Origin of the sequence: Nonomuraea soli, from assembly GCF_013761175.1 — a bacterium.
In the GTDB taxonomy this organism is placed as follows: Bacteria; Actinomycetota; Actinomycetes; order Streptosporangiales; family Streptosporangiaceae; genus Nonomuraea; species Nonomuraea soli.
Window position 1 is genome coordinate 724,584 of sequence record NZ_JACDUR010000007.1, and the last position, 25,947, is coordinate 750,530.

Genomic DNA, 25,947 nt, shown 5'->3' on the forward strand with positions numbered 1-25,947 from the left:
GGCGAACCTCCTTCCGGCCCGCCCGGAAGGAGGCCTAGCGTGTGATCCATGCCGACGCCCGTCATCTCCGTCCAGGCCGATCCCGCGAGTGCCGCGTCCTGGGCCGAGCTGGCCCGGCACGCCGAGGAGTCCGGCTACGCGGCGCTCCTGGCTCCCGACCATCCGGGCGACGGCGCCTCGCCGTTCGTGGCGCTGGCGTCGGCCGCCGCGCTGACGACGCGGCTGGAGCTCGGCACCTACGTCTCCCACGCGGGCGTGCGGGAGCCGCTGCTGCTCGCCTCCGACGTGGCCACCCTCGACCTGCTCTCCGGCGGGCGCGCCAGGCTGGCACTCGGGGCGGGCCACACCCCGGCCGAGTGGAGCATGACGGGCCGCACGCGTCCTGACGTGGCCGGGCGGGTGCGGCGTTTCCTGGAGGTGGCCGAGGTCACCCGTGCCCTCCTGGCCGGCGAGACGGTCACCAGGGAGGGGATCGCGGTCGAGGCCCGCCTCGATTCGCCACGCCCCGTGCGCCTGCCTGTGCCCTTCACCTTCGGCGGCGGCAACTCCACCCTGCTGCGCTGGGCGGGCGGGCACGCCGACGTGGTGGGCCTGACCGGGCTCGGCCGCACGCTGCCCGACGGCCACCGGCACGAGGTGCGCTGGACGGGCGCCGACGTCGACCGGCAGGTGGAGCTCGTCGCGGAGGGCGCCAAGGACCGGCCGAGACCTCCGGAACTGGAGGCGCTGGTGCAGCGAGTCGAGATCACCGACGACGCCGAGAAGCTCGCGTCCGAGCTGGCGCCGGGACTCGGCATGACCGTCGCCGAGGTTCTCGGCTGCCCTTACCTGTGGATCGGCACGGTGGAGGAGATCGTCCAGGCCATCGACCGCGACCGCGAGCGCTGGGGCATCACCCGGTACGTCGTGCGCGACGACCGGCTGCCCGCCGCCGACCGGGTGCTCGCCCGCCTGCGCGGATAGCGGCCACACCAGCCGAATCGGCATGGCCGCGAACGGCGTGTCGGGCTTTGCGCCCACCGGCGGACCGCTACCTTGGGCGAATCGTCGCGCCAGAACGGTCAACTCGGCACGATCTACCTCTGTGGTCTGGTGGAATTGAGTGTTGTGAGTGGTCAGACCTGGCGATTGGTGCGACGTGGGGGCGGGGGGCCGGTTGCGCCTCCTGTTCTCGACGAGCACCAGCGTGCGGTCGTCGAGCACACCGGCGGCCCGCTGCTCGTCCTCGCAGGTCCCGGCACCGGCAAGACCACCACGATCGTGGAGGCCGTCGTCGACCGCATCGAGCGGCGCGGCCTCGACCCCGAACGGGTGCTGATCCTCACCTTCAGCCGCAAGGCGGCGGGTGAGCTCCGCGAGCGCATCACCGGCCGCATGCGCCGCACCACCAGGACCCCGCTGGCGCTGACCTTCCACAGCTACGCCTACACCCTGCTGCGTCGCGAGGCCGTACGCGCGGGCCTTCCCGTGCCCCGCCTGCTCACCGGTCCCGAACAGCTGCTGGAGGTCCGCCGCCTGCTCCACGGCGAGCTGGAGGACGGCGCGCGGGGCTGGCCCGAGTTCCTGCACGAGGCGCTGAAGACCCGCGGCTTCGCCGAGGAGCTGCGCGACTTCCTGTCGCGCGCCGCCGAGCGCGGCCTCGACGGCGAGCGCCTGGTCGAGCTCGGCCGTCAGTACGGCAGAGGCGACTGGGTCGCCGCCGGGCGCTTCTCCCTGCGCTACGAAGCCCGCTTCGACCTCGATCCCGAGCCGTCGCTCGACTACACCGAGCTGATCCGCGAGGCGGGCGGCCTGCTGGCCGAGCCCGACGTGCGGCGCAGGGAGCGGGGGGCCTACGACGTCGTCTTCGTCGACGAGTACCAGGACACCGATCCGGCCCAGGAGTTCCTCCTGCAGCAGCTGGCGGGCGAGGGACGCGACCTGATCGCCGTCGGCGACCCCGACCAGTCGATCTACGGCTTCCGTGGCGCCGACGTGCAGGGCATCCTCCAGTTCCCCGACCGTTTCCTCGACCGGCACGGCAACGCCGCTCCGGTGGTCGCCCTGCGCGTGTGCCGGCGCAGCGGCGCGGATCTGCTGGTGGCGACACGCCGGGTCGCCACCCGCCTGCCTGCCGCGCCCGCTCCCGACGCGGAGCCGGAGGCCCCCCGGCCGCAGGGCGAGTGGATCGCCCCGCCTCCGAGGAGGGCCAAGGGCCACCGCGACCTGATCCCCACCGACGACGCGGAGCCGGGCGAGGTCAAGGTCCTGCTGGCCGACAGCGTCGCCCAGGAGGCGGCGGTGGTGGCCGACACCCTGCGCAGGGCGCACCTGATCGACGGCGTCCCGTGGCACCGCATGGCGGTCCTGGTGCGCTCGGCGACCAGGCAGGTGCCGCTGCTGCGGCGGGCCCTGGTCTCGGCGGGCGTGCCGACCCTGGTCGCGGGCGACGAGGTGCCGCTGGCCCAGGAGCCCGGCGTGCGCCCGCTCCTGACCCTGCTGCGCATCGCGATCAACCCGGCCATGCTCGAGGAGGCGGTGGCGGAGGAACTCCTCACCGGCCCGTTCGGCGGCACCGACATGATCGGGGTGCGCCGCCTCAGGCGCGCGCTGAAGATCGCCGAGAACGAGGCGATCCAGCTCGCGGAGGAGAACGGCGAACCGGCGGGCGAGGCCAGGTCCTCGGGCGAGCTGCTGATCGCCGCGATCAGGGACGCCAGAGAGCTGACCAGGCTCGAAGACCACATCGCGCTGCCCGCCGAGCGGGTGGCCAAGCTGCTGGCCGTGGCCGAGGCGACCGTGTCGCAGGGCGGCACCGCCGAGGACGCCCTGTGGGATCTGTGGGACGCCAGCGGCCTGTCGCAGCGCTGGACCGAGCAGAGCCTGGCGGGCGGCGCGCGAGGCGCCCAGGCCGACCGCGACCTCGACGCCGTCGTGGCATTGTTCGACTACGCCGCGCGGTTCGTCGACCGGGTGCCCAAAGCGGGTCCCGAGGTGTTCATCGACGACCTGGCCAGCCAGGAGATCCCCGCCGACACCCTGGCCGACCGCGCGCCGGAGGGCGACGCGGTGAGGGTGCTGACCGCCCACCGCTCCAAGGGCCTGGAGTGGGACGTGGTCGTGGTGGCGGGCGTGCAGGAGGGCACCTGGCCCGACCTGCGGCTGCGCGGCTCGATGCTGGGCGCCGAGACCCTGATCGAGTTGTCGGAGGGCCAGGCGCTCGACTCCACCCAGGTGGCAGCGGCCCAGCTGGCCTCCAAGCTGCTGGCAGAGGAGCGCAGGCTCTTCTACGTCGCCGCGACCAGGGCCAGGAAGAAGCTCGTGGTCACGGCGGTGGGCGGCGACGACACCGACGAGCGGCCCTCCAGGTTCCTGGCCGAGCTGATGCCGGGAGCGGTCGAGACGGCGGGCGTCGACGACAAGGCCAGATGGCTCAACATGTCGGCGCTCGTCGCCGACCTCAGGAGCGTCGTCACCGACCCGACCAAGCCGTCCAGGGTCAGGCAGACGGCCGCCCACCATCTGGCCAGGCTGGCCGCCGCCGGGGTCCAGGGCGCCCATCCCAACGACTGGTACGCCCTGACGCCGATCACCGACGACCGGCCGCTGGGCTGGCCCGACGACATCGTGCGCATCTCGCCGTCGGCGGTCGAGAACTTCACCAAGTGCGGGCTGCGCTGGCTCCTGGAGACCGCGGTGGGCGCGGCGGGCACCAGCACCGCCCAGGGCCTGGGCAACGTCATCCACGCCCTGGCGGTCCTGGCCGCCACCGACCTGCCCAGCGAGGACCTGCTCGGACAGCGGCTCGACCAGATCTGGAACGAGCTCGACTTCGGCGGCGTGTGGTTCAACCGCAAGCAGCGTCAGGTGGCCGAGCAGATGATCTCCAAGTTCGTGCGCTGGCACAAGGAGAACCCGCGCGAGCTGGTCGCCATGGAGGAGTCGTTCACCGCCATGGTCTCCGAGGGCGTCGAGATCAAGGGCCGCGTCGACCGGGTCGAGCGCGACGACCAGGGCCGGGCGGTGATCATCGACCTCAAGACCGGCTCCAGCAAGCCCAAGGCGGGCGACCTCGACCGTCACCCGCAGCTCGGCGTCTACCAGCTGGCCGTACTGCTCGACGCCTTCGCCAAGCACGGACTGACCGAGCCGGGCGGCGCCGCCCTGGTCCAGGTCGGCAAGGCCGCTGGCAAGAACGACGCCATGGAGCAGAAGCAGCAGGCCCTGGCCGACGACAAGGACCCGAACTGGGCCAAGGACCTGGTCGACACCGTGGCGCTGGGCATGTCGGGCCCGTTCTTCCAGGCCAAGGTGAACGACGGCTGCCGCACCTGCGCGGCCCGCGGCTCGTGTCCCGTCAACGACAGCGGAGGCCAGGTGTGCTGAAGGAGACCCCCAGCCCCCTGAACCCCGTCGAGCTGGCGGGCAAGCTCGGGATCCTGCCGCCCACGCCCGAGCAGGCCCTCGTGATCGAGGCGCCGCTGGGGCCGATGGTCGTCATGGCGGGAGCGGGCTCGGGCAAGAGCGAGACGATGGCCGGGCGCGTGGTCTGGCTGGTCGCCAACGGGTTCGTCAGGCCCGAGCGGGTGCTGGGCCTGACCTTCACCCGCAAGGCCGCCGCCGAGCTCGCCCACCGTGTCAGGGAGCGGCTGGCGGGCCTGGCCGACGCGGGCCTGGTCGAGCCCGAGGTGCTCGACAACGAGCCGACCGTCTCGACCTACCACGCCTACGCCGCCCGCCTGGTCACCGACCACGCGCTGCGCGAGGCGCTGGAGCCCACGCTCAGGCTGGTCACCCCGGCGATCTCGTGGCAGCTGGCCAGCCGGGTGGTCGTCGGCTACGACGGTCCGATGGACAAGGTCGAGCTGGGTCCGCCGAGCGTCACCGCCGCCGTGCTGGAGCTGGCGGGCGAGCTGTCGGAACATCTGCGCGGCGCGCACGACGTGCGGGCCGTGGGCGAGTGGCTCAGGCAGGGGTACGGCAAGCTGACCGGCAAGACCACCCAGGCGCAGGGCAGGCCGCTGGCCGTGCACGACGCCCGCGAGCAGCTGCTGCCGCTGGTGGAGGCGTACGAGCGGCTCAAGCGCCGGCGCGAGGTGATCGACTACGGCGACCAGATGTCGCTGGCGGCCCGCATAGCCTCCAACCACAAGGAAGTGGGCGAGATCGAGCGCGGGCGCTACTCGGTGGTGCTCCTCGACGAGTACCAGGACACCAGCCACGCCCAGCTCGTGCTCCTGCGCAGCCTCTTCGGCAACGGCCACCCGGTCACGGCGGTGGGCGACCCGTGCCAGTCCATCTACGGCTGGCGCGGCGCCTCGGCAGGCAACCTGCGCCGCTTCTCCCAGGACTTCCGCACCTCCAGCGGCGACGAGGCGCCCGTCAGGCAGCTGAGCGTCAGCTTCCGCAACGGCGACCGGGTGCTCGACGTCGCTGCCAGGGTCCAGCTGCCGCTGCGGATGGAGGCCAGGGAGGTGCCCGTGCTGGTGCCGGGCTCGAACCGGGTCGACAGGGGCCGCGTGACGTGCGCCTTCCACGAGACGGCCGAGGACGAGGCGAAGTGGATCGCCGACGGCGTCGCGCACCTGCTCGGCCAGGAGGTCGCGCCCGACGGGCTGCCCTGGGGTGAGGGGGAGCGCAAGAAGGCCAAGACGCCCGCCATCCAGCCCAACGACGTGGCGATCCTGGCGCGCAAACGGTCGCAGTTCCCGGCGATCAGGCGGGCGCTGGAGGATCGCGGCATCCCCGTCGAGGTCGTGGGCCTGGGCGGCCTGCTGACCGTGCCCGAGGTCAACGACATCGTCGCCACGCTCCGGGTGATCTACGACCCGACCGCGGGCGACGCGCTGGTCAGGCTGCTGGCCGGGCCGCGCTGGCGGGTCGGTCCCGCCGACCTCAAGCAGCTCGGAGAGTGCGCCCGCGAGCTCAACCGGGAGGCGCGCGAGGGCAGCAAGCCGGAGAAGGACCCGCTCGACCAGGTCGTGGTGGATCTGGCGGAGGAGCGCGGCAGCCTGGTCGATGCCCTCGACGAGCTGCCCGACCGGGAGGCGTGGCTGGAGCTGTTCTCGCCGCTGGCCCGCACCAGGCTCGTCGCCTACGCGCAGGAGCTGCGGGCGCTCAGGAAGGGCACCGCCCAGCCGCTGCCCGACCTGATCACCGAGATCGAGCGGCGCATGAGCCTCGACATCGAGGTCGGCTCCCGGGGCGGGGCCTTCGCCGCCCGCGCCGACCTCGACGCCTTCCAGGACGCCGCCTCGCGCTTCGCGGGAGACGCGGAGGACCCGACCCTGGGCGCGTTCCTGGCCTACCTCCAGGCCGCGGAGAGCGAGGAGTTCGGGCTGGAGGCCGGGCGCGTCGGCGAGAGCAACAGCGTCAAGCTGATGACCGTGCACGCCTCCAAGGGCCTGGAGTGGCCGGTGGTCGTCGTGCCGGGCATGTCGCAGCTGCTCAGCTCCAAGGGAACGGTCACGACCGGCAGCATCTTCCCCGCGACCCCGGTGATGAACTCCCGCTGGACCGAGAACCCCCGCAAGCTGCCCTACCCGCTGCGCGGCGACGCGGGTGACCTGCCGCGCCTGACCGGGCTGACCAAGGACGAGCTGGCCGACTTCGACGAGCAGTGCCGCGAGCGCGACCTGCTGGAGGAGCGGCGCCTCGCCTACGTGGCCGTCACCCGCGCCCACTACCACCTGATCTGCTCCGGTTACCGCTGGGGGAGCGCCACCAAGCCGCTGGACCCGTCGGAGTTCCTGCTGGAGGTGCGCGACACCGCCGACCGCATCGCCTACTGGGCGCCGCCGCTGGCCGAGGGCGAGACGAACCCGCTGCTCGCCGAGCCGGCCGAGGCCACCTGGCCCGTCACGCCCGAGGGCCTGCGCTACGAGTCGGTCCTCGACGGCGCCCGCATGGTCGAGGACGCGCTCGTCGGCGCTCTGGAGATCGCCGAAGACCCGCTGCGCCCCTTCGACGACGAGCGGTTGCGCGCCTGGGAGCGCGACACCGAGCTGCTGCTGCGCGAGCGGGCGTCCTACCGTGAACGGACCGGGCTGGCCGTCGAGCTGCCGTCGAAGCTCACCGTGTCGTCCCTCGTCACCCTGGCCGCCGATCCCGGCGAGCTGGCCCGCCGCATCAGGCGGCCCGTCCCGCGCCAGCCCGCGCCCCTGGCCCGCCGCGGCACCAACTTCCACAAGTGGCTGGAAGGCCGCTGGAGCCAGCAGCGGCTCATCGACGACCTGGACCTCGATCTGTTCGAGGAGGAGGAGGCCGACGTACGGCTCGCGGAGCTGCAGGCACGCTTCGAGGAGTCCGAGTGGGCCGAGCGCAAGCCGCTCGACCTGGAGGTGCCGTTCGAGACGATGATCGCCGACCGGCTCGTGCGCGGCCGCATGGACGCCGTCTTCCAGGCGCCCGACGGTTCCTACGAGGTCGTCGACTGGAAGACCGGCAAGCCGCCCACCGGCAAGGCGGCCAAGGCGGCCTCCGTGCAGCTGGCCGCCTACCGGCTGGCCTGGTCGCACCTGGCCGAGGTCCCGGTCACCCAGGTGGGCGCCGCCTTCCACTACGTCAGGGTCAACCGCACGATCCGGCCGGTGAACCTGATCGACGAAGCCGGGCTGGTGGCGCTCATCGAGGCCGTGCCTCAGTCGAGGTAGACGAACCCGGGCTTGGGGTGCATCAGGAAGTCGTGGTGGGAGATGTTCCAGGCGTAGGCGCCGGCCATCTCGAAGACCACCAGGTCGCCGGCCTCCAGGGCGATGGGCACCCGGCGGGCGAAGACGTCCTTGGGCGTGCACAGCTGACCGACCAGGGTCGTCGGCTCCTCGCGCCCGACCCTGGCGGGGATGGGCGTGAACGGCTGGTCGTGGCCCTTGGTGACCGGGGTGCGCAGGTGGTGGGTGCCGCCCTGGAGGATGGCGAACCGCTCGCCCCTGGTGCGTTTCACGTCGAGCACTCGGGTGGCGTAGTAGCCGCAGTAGGCGGTCAGCGCGCGGCCGGGCTCGACGCGAAGCACCTGGTCGGGGCGCTTCAGCGCGGCCAGGCCCTTGCCGTACGCCTCCCAGTCGAAGCGGTGGCCGGGGTCGGTGTAGGAGACGGCCATGCCGCCGCCCACGTTGACCTCCTTCGGGTGGTGCCTGGCGATCTCGGCGGCCAGTTCCAGCAGCTGGGCGGCCTCCAGGCCGCTGGCCAGGTGGGCGTGCACGCCGCGCAGCCGTACCCGCTCGTCGAACAGGGGCAGGCACTCCGCGACCGCTGAGGGGTCCATGCCGAAGGGGCCGCTCATCGTCAGGGAGGCGCCCGCGACCTCCACGTCGAGGTTGAGGCGGAGCAGCACGTCGGCCTCGACGCCGAGGCGCTTGAGCCGGCGCAGCTCGGCGGGCGACTCGACGTGCAGGCGGTAGGGGTCGAGCCCGAGTTCGGCGTCGGTCTTGCCGGGACCGCCCAGGGCCAGCCTCGCCCGCGGGAACAGGTCGCGCACGTGCGCGAACTCGCCCCCTGACGACACCTCGAAGCCGTCGACGTGCGGGGCCAGGACCTCCAGCAGGCGGGGGTCGGGGTTGGCCTTGGCGGCGTAGTACAGCTCGATCCCGCCGAGCGCCTGCCGTACGGCCGCCGCGTGCGCGTCGAGCGCGGGCAGGTCGTACAGGTAGGCGGGCTGGCCGCCCAGGCGCTGGGCGGCGTCGACGACGCGTGCGGTGATCATGCGAAGGGGTTGCCAATCGGGACGTAACCCGCCGAACGGTCGGCATGACGGGCCCAGCGTACGGTCAGGTTGGCCTTGGCCGGCAGTGGCTCACCCGCCAGCAGGTCCGACAGCCGCACCGGCCAGCCGATCTCGCCGGCGTACTCCGCCACCAGGCGGCGCGCCTCCTGCCACAACGTGCGCAGCAGGGTGCCGTCGTGGCCGGCGAGGGCGGCGGCGATCTCGGTCAGGTGGTTGACCACGAGGCAGTAGACGACACGTGACCAGCCGCGCTCGGCGTCGTAGGTGAGTGCCGAGGCCACGGCCGGGTCCAGGCCTGACAGGTCGTGCCGTCCGGCGACCAGCTTGGTGCCCTCCAGGTCGCGGAAGATCGCCTCACGCGGCAGGTCGTCCATGGCGACCAGGACGTTCTGCAGGTGGGGCTCCAGCACCACGCCGTGGGTGAAGTAGGCGTCGAGCACGGGCAGCGCGACCGCCGAGACGTAGGCCGACCACCAGGCGAGCGGGTCGGCGGTCTCGACCCCGAGCGCCAGCGCCCCGGCCAGCGTCGGCGTCAGGCCGGGCGTGCACACCGCCCACGGGCTCTCCCGCACGATCACGCCCAGCCCCTCGATGTGCGAGGCGGTCGTGCGGTAGCCGGGCTCGGGCAGCCACTTGGTGCCCAGGGCCGCGAACACGGGCTCCAGGCGCCTGGTCAGCTCCACCGCGCCCGCCAGTTCGTACCAGGCGTTCTTGCGCACGCAGTTGGTGATGCGCACGTCCAGGCTGAACTTCAGGCAGGTCTCGCTGACCGGGTCGTAGACCGTGCGCACCGACGACGTCGGCGACACCGGCCACGACGTCTCGCCCAGGTCGAGCAGGCGGTCGTCGAGCTTGAGCAGCTCCACCTGCCAGGGATGGGCGGGCAGCAGGACATGGCCGGGCGGCGCCGTGCCCAGCAGGTCGAGGGCGCCCGGATCGCCCTCCTGGCGCACCAGCTCCTCCGGCACGCCCAGCAACCTCAGCGGGAACTCGGCGTGGGCCTCGGGCGCGAAGCGCAGCCAGCCGGAGCCGCCGTGCGCCTTGGGGCTGGGGTGGAAGGGGTGCCCGTAGACCAGCGACTGCTCGGAGGCGAGCCAAGGATCGGCGGGCGGCACCACCTCTGCCCTGGCCCGCAGGATGGCGGCGATCGCCTCCCTCGACGTGGCGACCTGGCCGGAGAACTCGGGATTGTGCCCCGACAACTCCCGCGAGGTCAGCCGTACGAGCTCGTCGGAGGTCAGCGGCACCCACGCCCCGCCGGCCAGCCGCTCGGGAGCACCCTCGAAGCGCAGCGCCGCGCCGCCGTGCGCGCGCACCCGCAACAACGTGCCCGCCATCCGCAGGAGAAGGTACGGCGGAGCGGACCACACCAGGCCGCGCACCCCGGCCACCTCACGGACGCAGCAGCGCAGCAGCGCGGCGAGCGTCGCCTCCTCGGCCCGCGCGGCCGGTGGATCAAGGAGCAGGCTCTCCACGTCAGGCACTCCTCAGCATCGACGGGGCACGCAGGTAGTTGGGGCCGCTGGTGCCGTAGAACTTGTTGACGTCGCGGGCGCCGGTGCGCTCCTTGGCGACGAGGGTCCCGGCGATCACCATGGACTTGCCGGTCAGGCGGGCCGCCTCCAGGGTCCTGGCCCGCAGGATCCTGGCCATCGGGTCGTTGCCGTACGGCCTGAGCGCGTCGTCGAGCGCCTGCCTGAGCAGGCCGGTCGCGCTGTCGTCGGGCAGCCTGCCGACGAGCACGGCCGCCGCGGCCAGGTGCAGGGTGATGGTGACGAACACGTCGGCCAGGGCGTGCGGGTCGTCGGTCAGCATGCGCTCGTCGGAGAAGGCGGGCGGCTCGATGCCCCGGGCGGCCAGTCTCGACGGAGAGGCGAGCAGGCCGTCGTTATCCTTGACCAGCAACCTCAGGCCGTCGGTCGAGCGCACGATCGCCAGGTTCTGCTGGTGGGCCTCCAGCGCCACGCCGTACTCCACGAACAACCGCACGTTCCAGCGGATCAGGATCTCCAGGTAGGAGAGCAGCTCCTCGACGGGCAGGTCGATCGCGTGGAAGGCCGCGACGGGGACGATCTCGCCGAGGTCGGGCAGCTTCCTGATCATCCACGCCAGGTACTCGTGGCCGGCGTGGCCGTAGGTCTGCTCGTCGGCGACCAGCACCCGGGGGTCGGCCACCTGCTCCAGGAGCCGCTGCGCCCTGGCGCCGTCGTCGAGGGTGCCGGGCTTGATGGACCTCCGGTTGCGCCTGCCGAGCGTGCTGGTGGCCAGGGGAAGCTTCAAGTGGGTGCGCGGCTCGACCTCGACCGTCCGCATCGACAACGTCGGCCGCACCCGCAGATGGGGCAGGGGAGCCATGGTCACGCCGTCGAGCGCGGCCACCCGCGCCAGCGACAGCGGGTGGACGGGGAACAGGGCGTGCCCCGGCATCGGCGCCAGGCCCACCTGGCCGAACTGCGGCCACCAGGCGGGCAGGTCGTGCCTCTCCGGAGCGCGCACGGCCGCCCAGCGCAGCTCGAACGAGGGCGCGAACTCCGGCGCGTAGGCGAGCAGCTCCTCGGCCGTCAGCCCGCCGCGTGCGCGCGAGGTCGGGTAGACCGGGTGGTCGGCGAAGGCCGCCAGGCTCTCCAGGGAGATCAGCGATCCGTCGGCCAGCCGGGGCAGGATCGTGTCGCGGTGCTCCTGCAGCAGCGCCCACGCCAGCTCGGCCTCGGCGCACTCCTGGCGGAAGGCCGCCACCCCGCCGGCGTCGGCAGGGTCGGCCACGGCCTCCAGGGTCTCCAGCACCTCCGGCAGCTCCAGGCGCTCGCCGGGGGCCACGACGAAGTCCTGGAAGAGCCGCCCTGGCGCGAGCCGTACGGCCCGGCCGCCGGCCAGCGTCACCGACACCCCGTTCTTGTCACGGGAGACCCTTCTGGCCAGGTCGCCGTAGTTCTCCCTGAGCAGCGCGTTGAGCACGCGCGCGGCGATCATGAGACCACCCACGGGTGGGCGGCGCGGAAGGCCGCCACGGCCCGCTCGACCGTGTCGCGTGAGGGCCCTACCGCGCGGACGACACCGAGGTAGTCGCGGTTGGTGTGGGTCTGCTCGACCTTGTCGCCCTCCGCGCGCAGCGGCCGATGCCACAGGCGCACCTCGCCGTCGTGCGCCGACATCTCGCCGGGCGCCGCCGTGATCACTCCTGAGCGCTCGGCCACGATGGAGACCGCGGTGCCGTACGCGCTGGAGGTGGGCATTTCGGGCACACGCTCGCCCAGGTGCACCCGCAGGATGTGCTCGAACAACGGCACCCCGAGCAGGTCCGCGAGCAGGAAGTCGCAGTGGTCGCCGATCACCCGGTAGTTGACCTCGATGAGGCGCGGGCCGCTCGGAGTGATCACGTACTCCGTGTGGCAGGCGCCGAAGCCCACGCCGAGCACACGCAGGGCATCGAGCACGTGGTGGTGCTCGGGCGGCGGGGGAGTCCAGTCCAGCCGCTCCTCGACGAAGTACGGCAGAGCTCCCAAGGTCGTCCGGAACCCTCCGAGGACGGTGATGCCGTCAGGATCGCCCAGGGTCTCCAGTGTGTACAGCGGTCCCGGCAGGTACTCCTCCAGCACCACGGCCTCGCCCGCGCGTCGCCGCCGCACCTCCTCGACCCCGCCGGGGCCGTCGGCCAGCTCCACGTCCTCGCTGGCCACCCCCTCGCGCGGCTTGACCACCAGGGGGTACGGCAGGCCGTCGGGCACCGGGTCGCCCGGCGCGAGCCGCAGCGAGAAGACCTTCTCCACGGCGGTGAGCGCCCGGCGCATCAGGAACTTGTTCTTGGCCGCCAGGCACGCCCTCCAGTCCTTGCCCGGCAGGCCGAAGTAGGCCGCGGCCAGGGCGGTCTCGGTCTGGAGGTGATCGGAGTTGGAGAAGATCGCGTCGGGGCGTCCGAGGTGCTCGATCGTGTCGATCAGCGCCCGCGGGTCGCGCACGTCGCAGCCGACGGCGCCGGGGTGCCGCTCCGGCCGGTCGGTGAGGATGGTGACCTCGCAGCCCAGGGCCTCGGCGGCGGGCAGGAATCCGTGGGTCACCGAGTCGGTCGGCTTGAGCGCGGTTAGGTAGAGCCGCAAGGCAGAGTACCCCCGAGATCAGGTAAGGCTAACCTAAGTCGCTGATCCTAGCCGGGATGAGATCATCATGTGGGCCCGACGCTCCAATCAGAGGGTATGAGAGTTTTCTCATCCTCGTCTCACGAAGGCGGGCGGCGGACGCGGCTAGCGTGGCGGCCGTGATCCGGAGGACTTCCTTGGCAGGGGTGGCCGCGGCGGCGGTGCTGGCGCTGGTGCTCATCACCATGCGGGCGGTCAGCGCGCAGGAACCCGAGCTCGGCGGCCCGGTCGTCGTCACCCCGTCCGCGGTGCCCACCACGCAGTCCAGCTCGGCCCGGCCTGAAGCCACCAAGGAGGAACGCGCGTCGCGCAAACCTCCGGCCGGAGACGATGATGAGGACGATGACGACTGAGCAGCAGCCGTGAGCGCCCGTTTCCGCATCGTGGGCTGGATGCTGGCGGTCGTCGGGCTGGCGCTGGCGGTGGCGATCTCCGCCGGATGGGCCGTGCTCGTGCAGCGCGAGGCGGAAGTGGTCAACGACGAACTGCGCAACGAGGTCGACAAACTCCGTGGCTTCGCCGCCCAGCGGCCCGTCCGCGACCTCGACGAACTGTTCGACGCCTACCTCCAGGTCAACGTCGCCGACCGGTGGGAGACCTTCTTCACCCTCGTCGACGGCCGCTGGCACGGCCGCTCGCCCGACGCCAGGGCCGAGGCCGACCCCCGGCTGATCGACCGCATCGCCCGGCACACCCAGGTCGCCACCGGCTCGCACGACGAAGGCACGATCCGCTGGGCCGCCATCCCGGTCAGCGTCATCGGCGACGCCAGACAGGGGCACTTCGTGATCCTCGTCTTCTACGACCGGCACCGCGCCGAGGTCGACAGAGCCGTCAGGCTGCTCGTGCTCTCCGCCCTCGGCGCGCTCGCCCTGGCCGGAGCCGCCGGATGGTTCGTCGCCGGACGCGTGTTGTCACCCGTACGGCTCGTGCGCACCACCGCCGAGCGCATCAGCGACTCCTCCGACCTGAGCCAGCGCCTCACCGTCACCGGCAACGACGACGTGGCCGCGCTCGCCCGCACCTTCAACCACATGCTCGACCGTCTGGAACGCGCCTTCGCCATCCAGCGGGAGTTCCTCGACGACGCCGGGCACGAACTGCGCACCCCCATCACCGTCGTCCGCGGCCACCTCGAACTCATGGGCGCCACCGACGAGGAACGCGAGGAGACCCTCGCCCTGGTGACCGACGAACTCGACCGGATGAGCAGGATCGTCGAGGACCTGCTCACGCTGGCCAAGGCCGAACAGCCCGGCTTCCTGGCCATCGAGGAGGTCGAGGTCGCCGACCTGACCGTCAGCGTCGTCGCCAAGGCCAGAGCGCTCGGCGAACGGCGGTGGAGGGTCGACTCGCTGGCCGAGGTGAGCATCATGGCCGACAGGCAGCGCCTCACGCAGGCGCTCATGCAGCTCGCCGCCAACGCCTTCCGCCACACCGCCGAAGGCGGCGAGATCGCCGTCGGCTCCGCCGTACAGGACGGACGGGTGACCCTGTGGGTGCGCGACGACGGGCCCGGCGTGCCCGACGACGACCGCGAACGGATCTTCCAGCGCTTCGTCCGCGTGGGCTCCAGCCCCGGAGCCGGGCTCGGCCTGGCCATCGTGCGCTCCATCGCCGAAGCCCACGGCGGGACCGTGCACGTCGAGGACGGCGCGCGCTTCGTGATCACTGTGGAAGGGACGTGCGATGAACCGGATCCTGATAGCTGAGGACGAGCGGCGCATCGCCTCCTTCGTGGAGAAGGGGCTGCGCGGCAACGGGTTCGTCACCACCGTCGTGGAGGACGGAGAGGCCGCCTACGAATACGCGCGCAGCGGGCAGTTCGACCTCATGGTGCTCGAAATCGGGCTCCCCCTGGCCGACGGCTTCACCGTGCTGCGGCGGCTGCGCGAGGCCAGGGTGGCGATCCCGGTGATCATCCTCACCGCGCGCGACAGCGTCGCCGACAAGGTCGCCGGGCTGGAAGGCGGGGCCGACGACTACGTGCCCAAGCCGTTCGCCTTCGAGGAGCTCCTGGCGCGTGTACGGCTGCGGCTCAAGGCCGGCGGCACGCCCGAGGCCACCGTGCTCAGAGTCGGAGGGATCTCCCTCGACCTGCGAACGCGCAGGGTGCACGTCGACGGGCGGGCCGTCGAGCTGTCGACACGGGAATTCGCGCTCGCCGAGGTGTTCTGCAGGCACCCTGACCAGGTGCTCACCAGGGAACAACTGCTCAGCCAGGTGTGGGGGTTCGACTTCGACCCCGGGTCCAACGTGGTGGACGTGTACGTCAGGTATCTGCGGAAGAAGATCGGCAGCGACCGCATCGAGACGCTGCGGGGGACCGGGTACCGGCTGAAAGCCTGATGAGAGGCGTCTCATGGAGGCGTCATTCAGGTGCCACCGGCCGTCGCGAACCTGGAGTCAGGCAGGAGAAACGACTTCGGGAGAGGAACCGGGATGGAACTCAAGCGTCTGCTTCTGGCACTGGCGATCATCGGGGGGAGCGGTGGCGGGCTCCTCGCCGCCGGCGCCGCTCCGGCCTCCGCGACGGGGGCGCCGCTGAGCGGGGCGGTGGTCGTGGGGGCGGATGACGATGACGACGACGGTGGCGGCGACGATGACGACGACGACCGCGACGACGACTCCTCGCGTGGTGGCTCCTCGCGTGGCGACGACGACCGCGACGACGACCGCGACGACGACCGCGACGACGACCGCGACGACGACCGCGACGACGACCGCGACGACGACCGCGACGACGGCGCCCCGCGCGGCGGCGTCGAGACCGGTAAGGGCGGTGTCACCCAGGACGATGACGACGACTCGCCCCAGGGCGGCGTGGAGACCGGCAAGGGTGGCGCTTCCCGCGACGACGATGACTCCCCTCAGGGCGGCGTCGAGACCGGCAAGGGTGGAGCCGCCCGCGACGATGACGATGACGACACCCCGAGCGGTGGCGTCGACACCGGTGCGGGCGGCACCTGGACCTCGGCCGAGCCCGTCTCCGCCGAGTCGGGCGTCAACCCGCTCGTCCCCGCCGCGGCCGGCCTGGCCGGGCTGACGGCCCTCGCCGGGGGTGCCGTGTGGCTGCGCCGCCGCACCTCCACCCAGGAGCGGTGACCGTGCGCCGCACCCTGGCGGCGCTGGGTCTGGCGGCGCTGGCCTCCACGGCCTGCGCCGCCTCACCCCCGGCGGCGTCCTCGCCCCAGCCCCTGCGCCCGGTCCTCGCGCCCCAGGCCCAGCCCCTCGCCGAGCCGTACACGCAAGCCCCGGCCGAGCCGTACGCCGACACGGGCGCCGACACGGGCGCCGACACCCGCGCGGAGCCGTACGCCCGGGTCCCGCGCGTCCGTCCCGTCGCCGCGCCGGCCGACGTCGCGAACCCCGTGCGGCTGCGTATCCCCTCCATCGGCGTCACCACCACGATCATCCCGCTGCCCCTGGACCGCAAGGGCAAGCTCGTCGCCCCCAAGCGCTTCGACCTGGCGGGCTGGAACGTGGCGGGCCCCGAGCCGGGCGAGCGCGGCGCGGCGGTCATCGCCGGGCACGTCGACTCCAGAACCGGCCCCGCGGTCTTCTACCGCCTCCGCTCGCTCACCCCCGGCCGCAAGATCCACGTCCATCGCGCCGACGGCACCCGGGCGACGTTCACGGTCTACCGGATCGCCCAATACTCCAAGGCCAAGGTCCCGAACGCCGTCGTCTACGGCGCCACCCGCGGCCCTGAACTGCGTCTCATCACCTGCGGCGGATCGTTCGACGGCCGCAGCTACCGCGACAACGTGGTCGTCTTCGCCCGCTGACCTGCGGCGATCCCGTCCGTCGACCCCCAGTCCCGGCCAGGTTAATGGCCGGGACTTTTCCTCGGCATAGGATGGCCAAGGTTCTGGGAGGTTGTGGCACGTGACGATGAGCATTGGCGAACAGCTGCTGGGCCCGTTGCTGCTGGCACGGGGGACGATCGACCGCTCCGCGCTGCTGCGCAACGACGCGGCAGGGCTCGAACGTGCCTGGGCCGATCCCGCGACGAGGGTCATGGTCGTCAGCCAGGGCCACACGCTGGTCACGCGCTCGGGTTCCGATGTCGAGGCCGTCCTGTTCGCCACCGCCGACGCGCCCGACGGCGAGCGCTTCCTGCTCGGCGTCTCCGACGGCGTCACCTACTTCGCCGTCGTGGCCGACCTGCCCGACACGGCCGATCTCAACGGTCGGGTCACGGTGCCGATGCGGCTCGACGACGCCCCCGAGGGGCGTCCCGTCGCCGCCGGGCTGCGCCAGGTGGGCGGCCTGCTCGGCGACCGCGACGCCGGCCTGCTCGTCTACGCCGTGGCCCTTGAGGCCTGGCACTCCACGCACCGGTTCTGCCCGCAGTGCGGCACGCTCACCGAGGCCAGGCAGGGCGGCCACGTGCGCGTCTGCCCGGCCGACGGCAGCCAGCACTTCCCGCGGGTCGACCCCGCGGTGATCATGCTCATCCGCGACCAGGACGACCGCTGCCTGCTCGCCCGCGGCCCCCAGTGGCCGGAGGGCCGGTTGTCGGTTCTGGCCGGATTCGTGGAGCCGGGGGAGTCGCTGGAGCACGCGGTGGCCCGCGAGGTCGCCGAGGAGGTCGGCGTTCCCGTCGTCAACGCCCGCTACCTGGGCAGCCAGCCGTGGCCGTTCCCACGCTCGCTGATGCTGGGGTTCTTCGCCGACGCCGTCAGCACCGAGTTCGTGCTCGACGAGGAGGAGATCGCCGAGGCCCGGTGGTTCTCGCGCGAGGAGCTCGCGGCGGCCCTGGAGTCGGGCGAGGTACGGCTGCCGCCGCCGGTGTCGATCGCGCGCCGGTTGATCGAGACCTGGTACGGCAGGCACCTCGACGGCGACTGGTGACATCGCCTGGGGAGTTCGGAGCTCCCCAGGCCGTTCGTCACACGCCCAGAAGGGCCTTGACCTCGAGCACGCTCGGGTTGGTCCTGACGACCTTCCCCTTCGGCGTCTCGATGACGACGGTCGGCACCGTCTGGTTGCCGTTGTTGACGCTCATCACGAATTCCGCCGCGCCGGGGTTGGCCTCGATGTCGATTTCCCGATACGCGATGCCTTCCCTGCTGAGCTGCGACTTCAGCCGCTTGCAGGGGCCACACCACGTGGTGCTGTAAACCGTGAGCGCCATCTCCAGATGTCCTTCCGTCTATGAGGCGCTCACTGCAACAACGCGAGTCCCCGTCGGAATTCCTCCGAAGATCAGCCGATCTTCTCGATGATCCACTTCTGGATGCGCTCGGCGACCCCGGGAGTCCGGTACAGCGGCGAGCTGTGCGCGATGCCGGGCACGGTGAGCACCGTCATCGGGACGCCGACCTGGCCGAGCATGCTCTTCAGCCGCACGCTGTGCGACGGCGGAACGAACTCGTCCTGGGAGTGCACCGTCAGCACCGGCGCGTCGCCGCGGCTGGCGTGCCACTGCACCTCCATGCTCGCCCAGACGCGCGAGCACTTGCCCAGCGGCTCGCAGCCTCCGGCCAGCTGGACGGCCGCCTCGCGCAGCTTGCGGCGGTTGGGGTCGAAAGTCTCGTCGCCGTCGTGGAAGGCGAGCAGCGGCGAGACCACGGGGGAGACGCCCACGACGCCCTTGAGCCCCGGCAGTTCGCCGTCGCCGAACGTGCCCACCGCGGTGGCCAGGTGCCCGCCCGCGGAGAAGCCGAGGATCACGTACTTCTTGGGGTCGAACTGCCAGCGCTCCGCCGACTTGACCCCGGTGTGGATGGCGTCGAACACGTCGCTGCGCTGGGAGGGCCAGGCGGCGTCGCCGGACAGTCGGTAGTTGAGGTTGAAGACCGTGTAGCCCAGCTCGGCGTAGCTGCGGGCGATCGAGGTCGCCTGCGTCTTGTCGCCCGACGACCACCAGCCGCCGTGGATGAGGAAGATGCCGGGGCGCTTCATGCCGTCGGGAGTCCACCACACGTCCATGGCCTGGCGCTTGTGCGGGCCGTACGAGATGGTCTCGAAGGCGAAGCCGCCGACCCCGAACGGGTCGGTGGTGGTGTGCACGGTCGGCTCGGGCGTCGGGTCCTTCGCGGCCCTCGCCGAGGTGGAGCTCAGCGTGGACGCGGCAGCGGCGTTCACGGAGGCGGAGCTCAGCGTGGACGCGGCAGCGGCCGTCGCACTGGTGGCGTGCGCGGCCGCCGGGACGAGCGCGGCGAGAGCGAGCGCAGCCAAGGTCACCGCGGGTCGCAAACGGGGCCTTCCTTTCCACCGTGCCCCCGAAACTGTCGGGGTGATGGCCTAACTTTTGGAGTCGGCGTGACTCTCACATGGCGCCTGGAATATTGCCAGGTTGGCGGACTCCTCCGCCACCTGCTGGGAGGATGAGCGAGTGGATGACGTTCTTGCCGGGCTTGACCCGGAGCAGCGCGAAGTGGCCGAGGCCGTGCGCGGCCCCGTCTGCGTCCTCGCTGGAGCAGGCACGGGCAAGACGCGCGCCATCACCCACCGCATCGCACACGCCGTCCGATCCGGGGTCGTCGAGCCCTCCGGAGTGCTCGCTGTGACATTCACCACTCGGGCCGCGGGAGAGCTCCGCCAGCGGCTGCGGGTGCTCGGCGCGCCGTTGGTCCAGGCGCGCACCTTCCACGCCGCGGCGCTGCGCCAGCTGACCTACTTCTGGCCGCGGGTGATCGGCGGCTCGGCTCCCGCCGTGATCGAGTCGAAGCTGCCGCTGCTGGTCGAGGCCGCCCGCGCGATCCGCAAGAATCCCGACCGGTCCGAGCTGCGCGACATCGCCGGCGAGATCGAGTGGGCCAAGGTCACCCAGATCGGCCCGGAAGACTACGTCGCCGCCGCGTCCAAGCACCACCGCACGCCGCCGATCGACGCCGCCCAGGTCGCCGAGCTCTACGACACCTACGAGCGCATCCGCCGCGAGCGCCACCTGGTCGACTTCGAGACCATCCTCGAGCTCACCGCCGCCGTCATGACCGAGCACCAAGAGGTCGCCACCCAGATCAGGCAGCAGTATCGCTACTTCGTCGTCGACGAGTACCAAGACGTCAACCCGCTGCAGAAGCTCCTGCTCGACACCTGGCTCGGCGGACGCGACGACCTGTGCGTCGTCGGCGACCCCAACCAGACGATCTACTCCTTCACCGGCGCCTCGCCCCGCTACCTCACCAACTTCGCGGTCGAGTTCCCCAACTCCCAGGTGATCAAGCTGGTGCGCGACTACCGCTCCACGCCCCAGGTCGTCGACCTCGCCAACCTGGTCCTGGCCAAGAGCCGCACCCCCCACAGGCTCGAGCTCGTCGCCCAGCGGCCCGACGGGCCCAGGCCGCGCTTCGAGGAGTTCGACGACGAGCCCGCCGAGGCCGCCGCCGTCGCCCGCGCCATCTCCACCCTGCTCAACCAGGGTGTGCCCGCCCGCGAGATCGCCGTGCTCTTCCGCGTCAACGCCCAGTCAGAGGCCTACGAAGAGGCCCTGGCCAAGGCCGACGTCCCCTACGTCCTGCGCGGCGCCGAGCGTTTCTTCGAGCGGCCCGAGGTACGGCAGGCGGTCGTGCTCCTGCGCGGCGCCGCCCGCTCGGCAGGCGACGCTCCCCTCGCCTCCGAGGTCCACCACATCCTCTCCGGCATCGGCCTCACCCCCAACCCGCCCTCCGGCGGCGGCAAGGCCCGGGAGAAGTGGGAGTCGCTCAAGGCCCTCGCCGACCTGGCGGAAGACGTCGCCGCCGAGGGCGGCGACCTGTCCGCCTTCGTCGCCGAGCTCGAACGCCGCGCCAGCGAGCAGCACGCCCCGCCCGTCGAGGGCGTCACCCTGGCCTCCCTCCACGCCGCCAAGGGCCTGGAATGGGACGCCGTCTTCCTCGTCGGCCTGACCGACGGCATGATGCCGATCATCTACGCCGAGACCCCCGAGCAGATCGAGGAGGAGCGGCGCCTGCTCTACGTGGGCATCACGCGCGCCCGCGCCCACCTCCACCTGTCGTGGGCCCTGGCCCGCGCCCCCGGCGGACGCAAGGGCCGCAAGCCGTCACGCTTCCTCGACGGCCTCACCGGCCGCGCCGCCGCCCCCGCCCGCTCGTCGGCCGCCACCCGCGAACCCCGCCGGGCCCCGGCCGCGCCCATCTCGTGCCGCGTGTGCGCCAAGACCCTCGTCGCGGCGGCGGAGCAGAAGCTCGGGCGCTGCGCGAGCTGCCCGTCCGACTACGACGAGGCGCTGCTGGCCGCCCTCAAGGCCTGGCGTACGGCCACGGCCAAGGAGGCCACGGTGCCGACGTACGTCGTGTTCACGGACGTGACGCTGCAGGCGATCGCCGAGCGGGTGCCCACCACGGAGCAGCAGCTGCTGGCGATCGCGGGGATCGGGAGGGTGAAGCTCGACAAGTACGGGGCCGACGTGCTGGAGCTGTGCCGCACCGATCACTCGTCCCCGGCCTGAGACAGGCAGACGCCCCACCAAGGCGCTCCCGGCCGCCCCACCCTTCGGCCACGGACGTGGGCAATCCTCGCCACGTAGCGGCGCCCAGCCACGTCCGACTGCCTGCCCTGGAGCACGCAGGGCCGCTCACGGCGGCGGGTGGCGGCAACCCTGCGGCAGCCGTACGACATGGTTGTCCACACCCCCCGCCCCCGAGTGACCCGGGAGCGTGCGGACACGTCACACTGTTCCTACGCCATCAGGCGGGCAAGAATCCAAAGATGGGAGCGGCGGTGAACGAGGCGCTCAAGGAGCTGCTCGATCTGCTCGATCTGGAGCAGATCGAGCTCGACATCTTCCGTGGCAGGAGCCCGGAGGAGCGCATCCAGCGGGTGTTCGGCGGGCAGGTGGCCGCGCAGGCGCTCGTGGCCGCCGGCCGTACGGTGCCCAAGGACCGCAACGTGCACTCCCTGCACGCCTACTTCATCCGCCCTGGCGACCCGTCGATCCCGATCGTCTACAACGTGGAGCGGGTGCGCGACGGGCGGTCGTTCACGACGCGGCGGGTGGTGGCGATCCAGCACGGCAAGGCGATATTCACCATGTCGGCCTCCTTCCACATCCCCGAGGAGGGCATCGAACACCAGGCGACCGAGATGCCCGAGGTGCCGCGTCCCGAGCTGCTGCCGCACTTCCAGGAGCGGATGCGCGCGGTCGTGGGTGACGATCCCGAGTGGACGGCGTGGCTGGAGCGTCCGCGGCCGATCGACGCGCGTTACATCTCGCCGCTCACGTGGGAGGCGCACAAGGATCCGTCGCTGCGCAGCGCGGAGACCAACGTGTGGATCCGCGCCGACGCCGAGCTGCCCGACGACCCGCTGCTGCACGTCGTGCTCGCCGCCTACGCCTCCGACTTCACGCTCGTCGACACGGTGCTGCTCGCGCACGGCCTCGCGTGGGGCGCGTCCAACGTGATGGGCGCGTCGCTGGATCACGCGATGTGGTTCCACCGCCCGTTCCGAGCCGACGAGTGGTTGCTCTATGCTCAGGAGTCCCCCTGGTCGGGGGGCGCGCGTGGTTTGGCCCGTGGGCAGATGTTCACTGAATCCGGAGACCTGGTGGTGTCCGTGGTTCAGGAGGCGATGATCCGCGTGACAAAGTCGCAAAATCCCAGGTAGAAAATATGTTGCCCCTTCCCGGCTTCCCGGTTTAGGGTCATGGTCAAGCGAGTCGGACAGTCCTGTCCGACGATCCAGAGAGTGGAGGTGAGCTACCGGTGATCATCAGCATGAAGAGCGAGTTGGCCACGAAGTGGCTCGCTTCCGCATGCCGTGAGGCCGGTCCGGTTCTCGCCGGCGGCGTCGAAAGAGTCGCACGGGTGAAGTCTGTCTTCTTCCGTGACGCTCACCGTGGAGTTCCGGCTCTGGCCGCAGCTCTGCCTGTCTACCTGCCGACCCAGCAGATCGCCACCAAGGGTGGACTGCGTGGTCCGCAACCCTGGAGGGATAGACCGGTCATAACCTGACCGGCGACTATCAGCCTCCAGGCCGCGGATCCGCACACAGGATCCGCGGCCTTCTTGTTTTTGCCGCGACTCCCCACCACCCAAGAGGTAACCAACCAGAACATTCAGTTCGACCCAAGGAGACACGATGGGGGCGCAGCCGATCATGGACCTGATCGACGAAGCCAAGATCCCGTGCCGAAGCAACCCCGACCTCTGGTTCGCCGAGTCGCCCGAGGACGTCGAGTTCGCCAAGGCCCTGTGCGGCAGCTGCCCGATCCGGGAAGGCTGCCTGGCCCGCGCGCTGGAGCGCGAGGAGCCGTGGGGCGTGTGGGGCGGCGAGCTCATCCTCAGGGGCACCGTCGTTCCGCGCAAGCGGCCTCGCGGGCGTCCGCGCAAGCACCCGGTCGCTGCCTGAGACCTCGCACTTCGCACATCGCACCTACGAGAACGAAAGAACGAAACCCATGAGCTACTTCACCACCCGGAGCATGGAAATGCCCTATCTGTACCAGGAACTGGTCGTCGATCGAATACAAACCCTCCACCGCGAGGCGGAGGAGCAGCGCCTGATCTCTCGGATGTCGCGCGTCCAGCGCGCCCGGCGGGACGTACGCCGGGCCACCGAGAGGCTCAACCGCGCGCTCGTGAACTGACCACGAGTCGGGTCACACCCCGCAACGCCGGGGCGAACCCGAACCCGGGCGGGCATGCCTGACCTCCAGGCAGCCCGACCCACCCGGACCGGATGAGAAGAGCACATCCGGCCCCGCACGACCAGGTCCGATACCGCACCGCCGGTGCGGTATCGGAGCCTGCGCAGAATCCACCCGTTTCGCAGGGAGCCAGGCCAACCAGACCCCCGCGAACCGACAACCCGGGTACGGCCCGCCGTACCAGCGAGAGCTCAAACCGGGTCCTGAAGAGCACGACCCGCGCAAGAGCTCAAGCCGGACCTCGAAGAGCACGACCCGCGCAAGCGCTGGGGCCGGGCTTTGAAGAGCACGGCCCGCGCAAGCGCTGGGGTCGCGCTTTGAAGAGCGCGGTTAGCGCAACAGCTGGAGCCAGGCCCTGAAGAGCACGGCCGGTGCAAGAGCTCGAGCCGGGAGTTGAAAAGCCCCCGGCACCCCCCGCCGCGCCCGGCGACCATTCGCCGGGCGCACCCAACGGAGGCAGTGGCCTCCCACATACTCAGAGGATTCACACTCATGTTTATGCACCAGGAACTGGTAGCCGATCGAATGCAGACCCTCCACCGCGAAGCGGCGGAGCACCGCCTCGCCACCCGCGCCGAGCGCGTCCGCCGCGCTCGCGAGGAGGTACGGCGAGCGACCGAACGTCTCGCCCGCGTTCTCGGGTAGCACCGATGAGCGCCCGCAACAAAGGCCGAGTGTGCATGCACACTCGGCCTTTTCCTTTCTGAGGAGGTTTGTCTGGGGAGGCCTTTCCAGCGAGGCGGCGGCCTCCAGCGGTGAGGGGCTGCGGCGGCCCGGAGCCGCTGGCAGGGTGATGGATCGCAGCGATCGGGAGCCGCTCGCAGGGGTGAGGCGCCGCAGCGGCCCGGAGCCGCTCGTAGGGTGATGGATCGCTGCGACCGGGAGCCGCTCACGGCGGTGAGAGGCCGCGGCGACCGGAGGCCGCTCGCTAACGTGGTGATCGGTGATCGGTGATCGGTGATCGGTGATCGGTGGTTGGTGGTCTGGCGTCGCCGACGCTCGTTCTAAGCGAGCGGGGGCGCGTCGTCGTCAGTGAACCCCGGTACCCACCTGATCACCTCGTCGCGGAAGCGGGCCGTCGCCCCCAGCTGGCACAGGACCCCCACCCCCGCCGCGTGCACCCGGTGGATCAGCACGTACGACACGGGAAGGTTCAACTGCCTGACCACGTTGGTCGGCCGCAGGTCGGTGACGGTGGCGGCCTGCGCCTGCAGCCACTCCCGGCTGAACGTGAACTCCTCCACCGCCGTCGGCTCGACGTACGGCGCCAGGAAGGCCCGCAGCGCGTCGGCGTCGACTTCGATGTGAGGGCGAATGAAGCCCTCGGCGCGGAGTCCGGCGACGACGGTGTCCATGTCGCCCTGGTTGAAGATCCGGGTGAGCTGTCCGAACACCACCGGGTACCCGTCGGGCAGCCGGTTGACGGCTCCGAAGTCGAGGACGCCGAGGCGCCCGTCTGGCAGGAGGCGGAAGTTGCCCGGGTGGGGGTCGGCGTGGAGCATGGCGACCCGGGCGGGCGAGCAGAACAGGAAGCGTACGAACAGCAGGCCGGCTTGGTCGCGTTCTTCCTGGCTGCCGTCGGTGATGACCTTGGACAGCGGGGTGCCGTCCATCCACTCGGTGACCAGGACGTGCTCGTTGGCGGCGATCACGTCGGGAACGAAGAAGTCGGGGTCGTCCTTGAACTCCAGCGCGAAGGCGTGCTGGGCCTCAGCCTCACGCAGGTAGTCGAGCTCCTCGGCGATGCGGTCCTGCAGCTCGTCGAGCACGGCCTTGATGTCGAGGCCGGGCAGCAGCACGCCGAAGAGTTTACCGAGGCGGGCGAGCTGCTTGAAGTCGCCGAGCAGCGCCTTGCCCGCGCCCGGGTACTGGATCTTGACGGCCACGGCGCGGCCGTCGTGCCAGACGGCGCGGTGAACCTGGCCGATGGAGGCGGCCGCGGCGGGCTGGTCGTCGAAGTCGAGGAAGTTCTCGCGCCAGTCGTCGCCGAGTTCCTCGGCCAGGACGCGGTGGACGGTCGTGACGGGCAGCGGCGGAGCGGCTTCCTGGAGCTTGGTGAGCGTGGCGCGGTAGGGGCCGACGATCTCCGGGGGGAGCGCGGCTTCGAAGATGGACAGGGCCTGGCCGAGCTTCATCGCGCCGCCCTTGAGCTCACCGAGGACCTTGAAGATCTGGTCGGCGGTGCGCTGCTGGATTTCCTGGGCGACGAGCTCGGCTGATTTGCCCCCGATGCGCTTGCCGATGCCGACGGCCGTACGGCCGGCGAAACTCAGTGGAAGCGTGGCCAGCTTGGCGGAACGCGTGACAGCGCGGCGCGGAAGATCGCTCACCGTGTTGCGCGGGATCTCATGGAGATTCCGCTTCCCCCTTCCCGTGATCAGTCGCGGGCACCGGACCGGACCGGCCATTGTGACCGACCCGACTCGACACCGGGCCGGCCGCGCGGGCCGACCCGCCACCGGATCGACCGCTTGGGTCGACGTGATGGTGAATCGGCCGTCCGGCCGACTCGC

General features: G+C 71.5%; 20 protein-coding genes. 13 read left to right on the forward strand and 7 right to left on the reverse strand.

Going from position 1 to position 25,947, the window contains the following annotated elements:
- The first annotated feature begins 48 nt into the window (after positions 1-48).
- From HNR30_RS36010 to HNR30_RS36020, 3 genes are all read left to right on the forward strand, one after another.
- Positions 49-963 (forward strand): LLM class flavin-dependent oxidoreductase, encoded by a 915-nt coding sequence (locus HNR30_RS36010; RefSeq protein ID WP_181614551.1) that lies wholly within the window; start codon positions 49-51, stop codon positions 961-963.
- A gap of 168 nt (positions 964-1,131) precedes the next feature.
- Complete coding sequence (locus HNR30_RS36015; protein ID WP_312894888.1) at positions 1,132-4,365, forward strand: ATP-dependent helicase; 3,234 nt, start codon at positions 1,132-1,134, stop codon at positions 4,363-4,365.
- Positions 4,359-7,631 carry an ATP-dependent helicase gene (locus HNR30_RS36020; RefSeq protein WP_312894879.1) on the forward strand — a complete coding sequence of 1,091 codons (3,273 nt, stop codon included), beginning with the start codon at positions 4,359-4,361 and terminating at the stop codon, positions 7,629-7,631. The genes HNR30_RS36015 and HNR30_RS36020 overlap by 7 nt, the downstream gene beginning before the upstream one ends.
- On the opposite strand, the gene HNR30_RS36025 is transcribed toward HNR30_RS36020, so the two are convergent.
- Genes HNR30_RS36025 through HNR30_RS36040 form a run of 4 tightly spaced genes read right to left on the reverse strand, consistent with a single transcriptional unit; the run spans position 7,619 to position 12,795 of the window.
- The gene (locus tag HNR30_RS36025) at positions 7,619-8,680 is read right to left on the reverse strand and encodes a type III PLP-dependent enzyme domain-containing protein (protein ID WP_181614553.1); all 1,062 of its coding nucleotides are present in this window, start codon (positions 8,678-8,680) and stop codon (positions 7,619-7,621) included. The genes HNR30_RS36020 and HNR30_RS36025 overlap by 13 nt on opposite strands.
- Positions 8,677-10,176: an IucA/IucC family protein gene (locus HNR30_RS36030; RefSeq protein WP_181614554.1), complete on the reverse strand. Its 1,500-nt coding sequence runs from the start codon at positions 10,174-10,176 to the stop codon at positions 8,677-8,679. Before HNR30_RS36030 ends, HNR30_RS36025 begins: the two co-directional genes overlap by 4 nt.
- A 1-nt stretch (position 10,177) precedes the next feature.
- Positions 10,178-11,671, reverse strand: a complete 1,494-nt coding sequence (locus HNR30_RS36035; protein ID WP_181614555.1) for an IucA/IucC family protein — start codon at positions 11,669-11,671, stop codon at positions 10,178-10,180.
- Positions 11,668-12,795, reverse strand: coding sequence for an ATP-grasp domain-containing protein (locus HNR30_RS36040; protein ID WP_181614556.1), 1,128 nt, complete (start codon positions 12,793-12,795; stop codon positions 11,668-11,670). Before HNR30_RS36040 ends, HNR30_RS36035 begins: the two co-directional genes overlap by 4 nt.
- A gap of 158 nt (positions 12,796-12,953) precedes the next feature.
- Here HNR30_RS36040 and HNR30_RS36045 point away from each other — a divergent pair, with 158 nt between their 5' ends.
- The 6 genes from HNR30_RS36045 (at position 12,954) to nudC (ending at position 17,691) form a co-directional block, all read left to right on the forward strand.
- Positions 12,954-13,187: a hypothetical protein gene (locus HNR30_RS36045; RefSeq protein WP_181614557.1), complete on the forward strand. Its 234-nt coding sequence runs from the start codon at positions 12,954-12,956 to the stop codon at positions 13,185-13,187.
- 9 nt (positions 13,188-13,196) lie between these two features.
- Complete coding sequence (locus HNR30_RS36050) at positions 13,197-14,546, forward strand: sensor histidine kinase (protein WP_312894880.1); 1,350 nt, start codon at positions 13,197-13,199, stop codon at positions 14,544-14,546.
- Positions 14,524-15,183 carry a response regulator transcription factor gene (locus HNR30_RS36055; RefSeq protein WP_181614558.1) on the forward strand — a complete coding sequence of 220 codons (660 nt, stop codon included), beginning with the start codon at positions 14,524-14,526 and terminating at the stop codon, positions 15,181-15,183. Before HNR30_RS36050 ends, HNR30_RS36055 begins: the two co-directional genes overlap by 23 nt.
- A 93-nt stretch (positions 15,184-15,276) precedes the next feature.
- Positions 15,277-15,939, forward strand: coding sequence for a hypothetical protein (locus tag HNR30_RS36060; RefSeq protein ID WP_181614559.1), 663 nt, complete (start codon positions 15,277-15,279; stop codon positions 15,937-15,939).
- A 2-nt stretch (positions 15,940-15,941) separates the two neighbouring features.
- Complete coding sequence (locus HNR30_RS48540; protein ID WP_220134340.1) at positions 15,942-16,622, forward strand: class F sortase; 681 nt, start codon at positions 15,942-15,944, stop codon at positions 16,620-16,622.
- 106 nt (positions 16,623-16,728) lie between these two features.
- Positions 16,729-17,691, forward strand: coding sequence for an NAD(+) diphosphatase (gene nudC, locus HNR30_RS36070; protein ID WP_181614662.1), 963 nt, complete (start codon positions 16,729-16,731; stop codon positions 17,689-17,691).
- A gap of 37 nt (positions 17,692-17,728) precedes the next feature.
- On the opposite strand, the gene HNR30_RS36075 is transcribed toward nudC, so the two are convergent.
- Complete coding sequence (locus HNR30_RS36075; RefSeq protein WP_181614560.1) at positions 17,729-17,974, reverse strand: glutaredoxin domain-containing protein; 246 nt, start codon at positions 17,972-17,974, stop codon at positions 17,729-17,731.
- A 71-nt stretch (positions 17,975-18,045) separates the two neighbouring features.
- Complete coding sequence (locus HNR30_RS36080) at positions 18,046-19,038, reverse strand: alpha/beta hydrolase (protein ID WP_246379912.1); 993 nt, start codon at positions 19,036-19,038, stop codon at positions 18,046-18,048.
- Between the two features lie 139 nt (positions 19,039-19,177).
- Between HNR30_RS36080 and HNR30_RS36085 the strand changes: the two genes are divergently transcribed.
- The 4 genes from HNR30_RS36085 (at position 19,178) to HNR30_RS36100 (ending at position 23,374) form a co-directional block, all read left to right on the forward strand.
- Complete coding sequence (locus HNR30_RS36085; protein ID WP_181614561.1) at positions 19,178-21,235, forward strand: ATP-dependent DNA helicase UvrD2; 2,058 nt, start codon at positions 19,178-19,180, stop codon at positions 21,233-21,235.
- Positions 21,236-21,495: 260 nt separating this feature from the next.
- Positions 21,496-22,392 (forward strand): acyl-CoA thioesterase II, encoded by an 897-nt coding sequence (gene tesB / locus HNR30_RS36090; RefSeq protein WP_220134342.1) that lies wholly within the window; start codon positions 21,496-21,498, stop codon positions 22,390-22,392.
- A gap of 474 nt (positions 22,393-22,866) precedes the next feature.
- Positions 22,867-23,136 carry a WhiB family transcriptional regulator gene (locus HNR30_RS36095; protein WP_181614562.1) on the forward strand — a complete coding sequence of 90 codons (270 nt, stop codon included), beginning with the start codon at positions 22,867-22,869 and terminating at the stop codon, positions 23,134-23,136.
- 49 nt (positions 23,137-23,185) lie between these two features.
- A complete protein-coding gene (locus HNR30_RS36100) occupies positions 23,186-23,374 on the forward strand; it encodes a hypothetical protein (RefSeq protein WP_181614668.1) in 189 nt (62 codons plus the stop codon).
- Positions 23,375-24,438: 1,064 nt separating this feature from the next.
- Here HNR30_RS36100 and HNR30_RS36105 read toward each other — a convergent pair.
- Positions 24,439-25,764, reverse strand: coding sequence for an ABC1 kinase family protein (locus tag HNR30_RS36105; protein ID WP_181614563.1), 1,326 nt, complete (start codon positions 25,762-25,764; stop codon positions 24,439-24,441).
- Positions 25,765-25,947 lie beyond the last annotated feature (183 nt).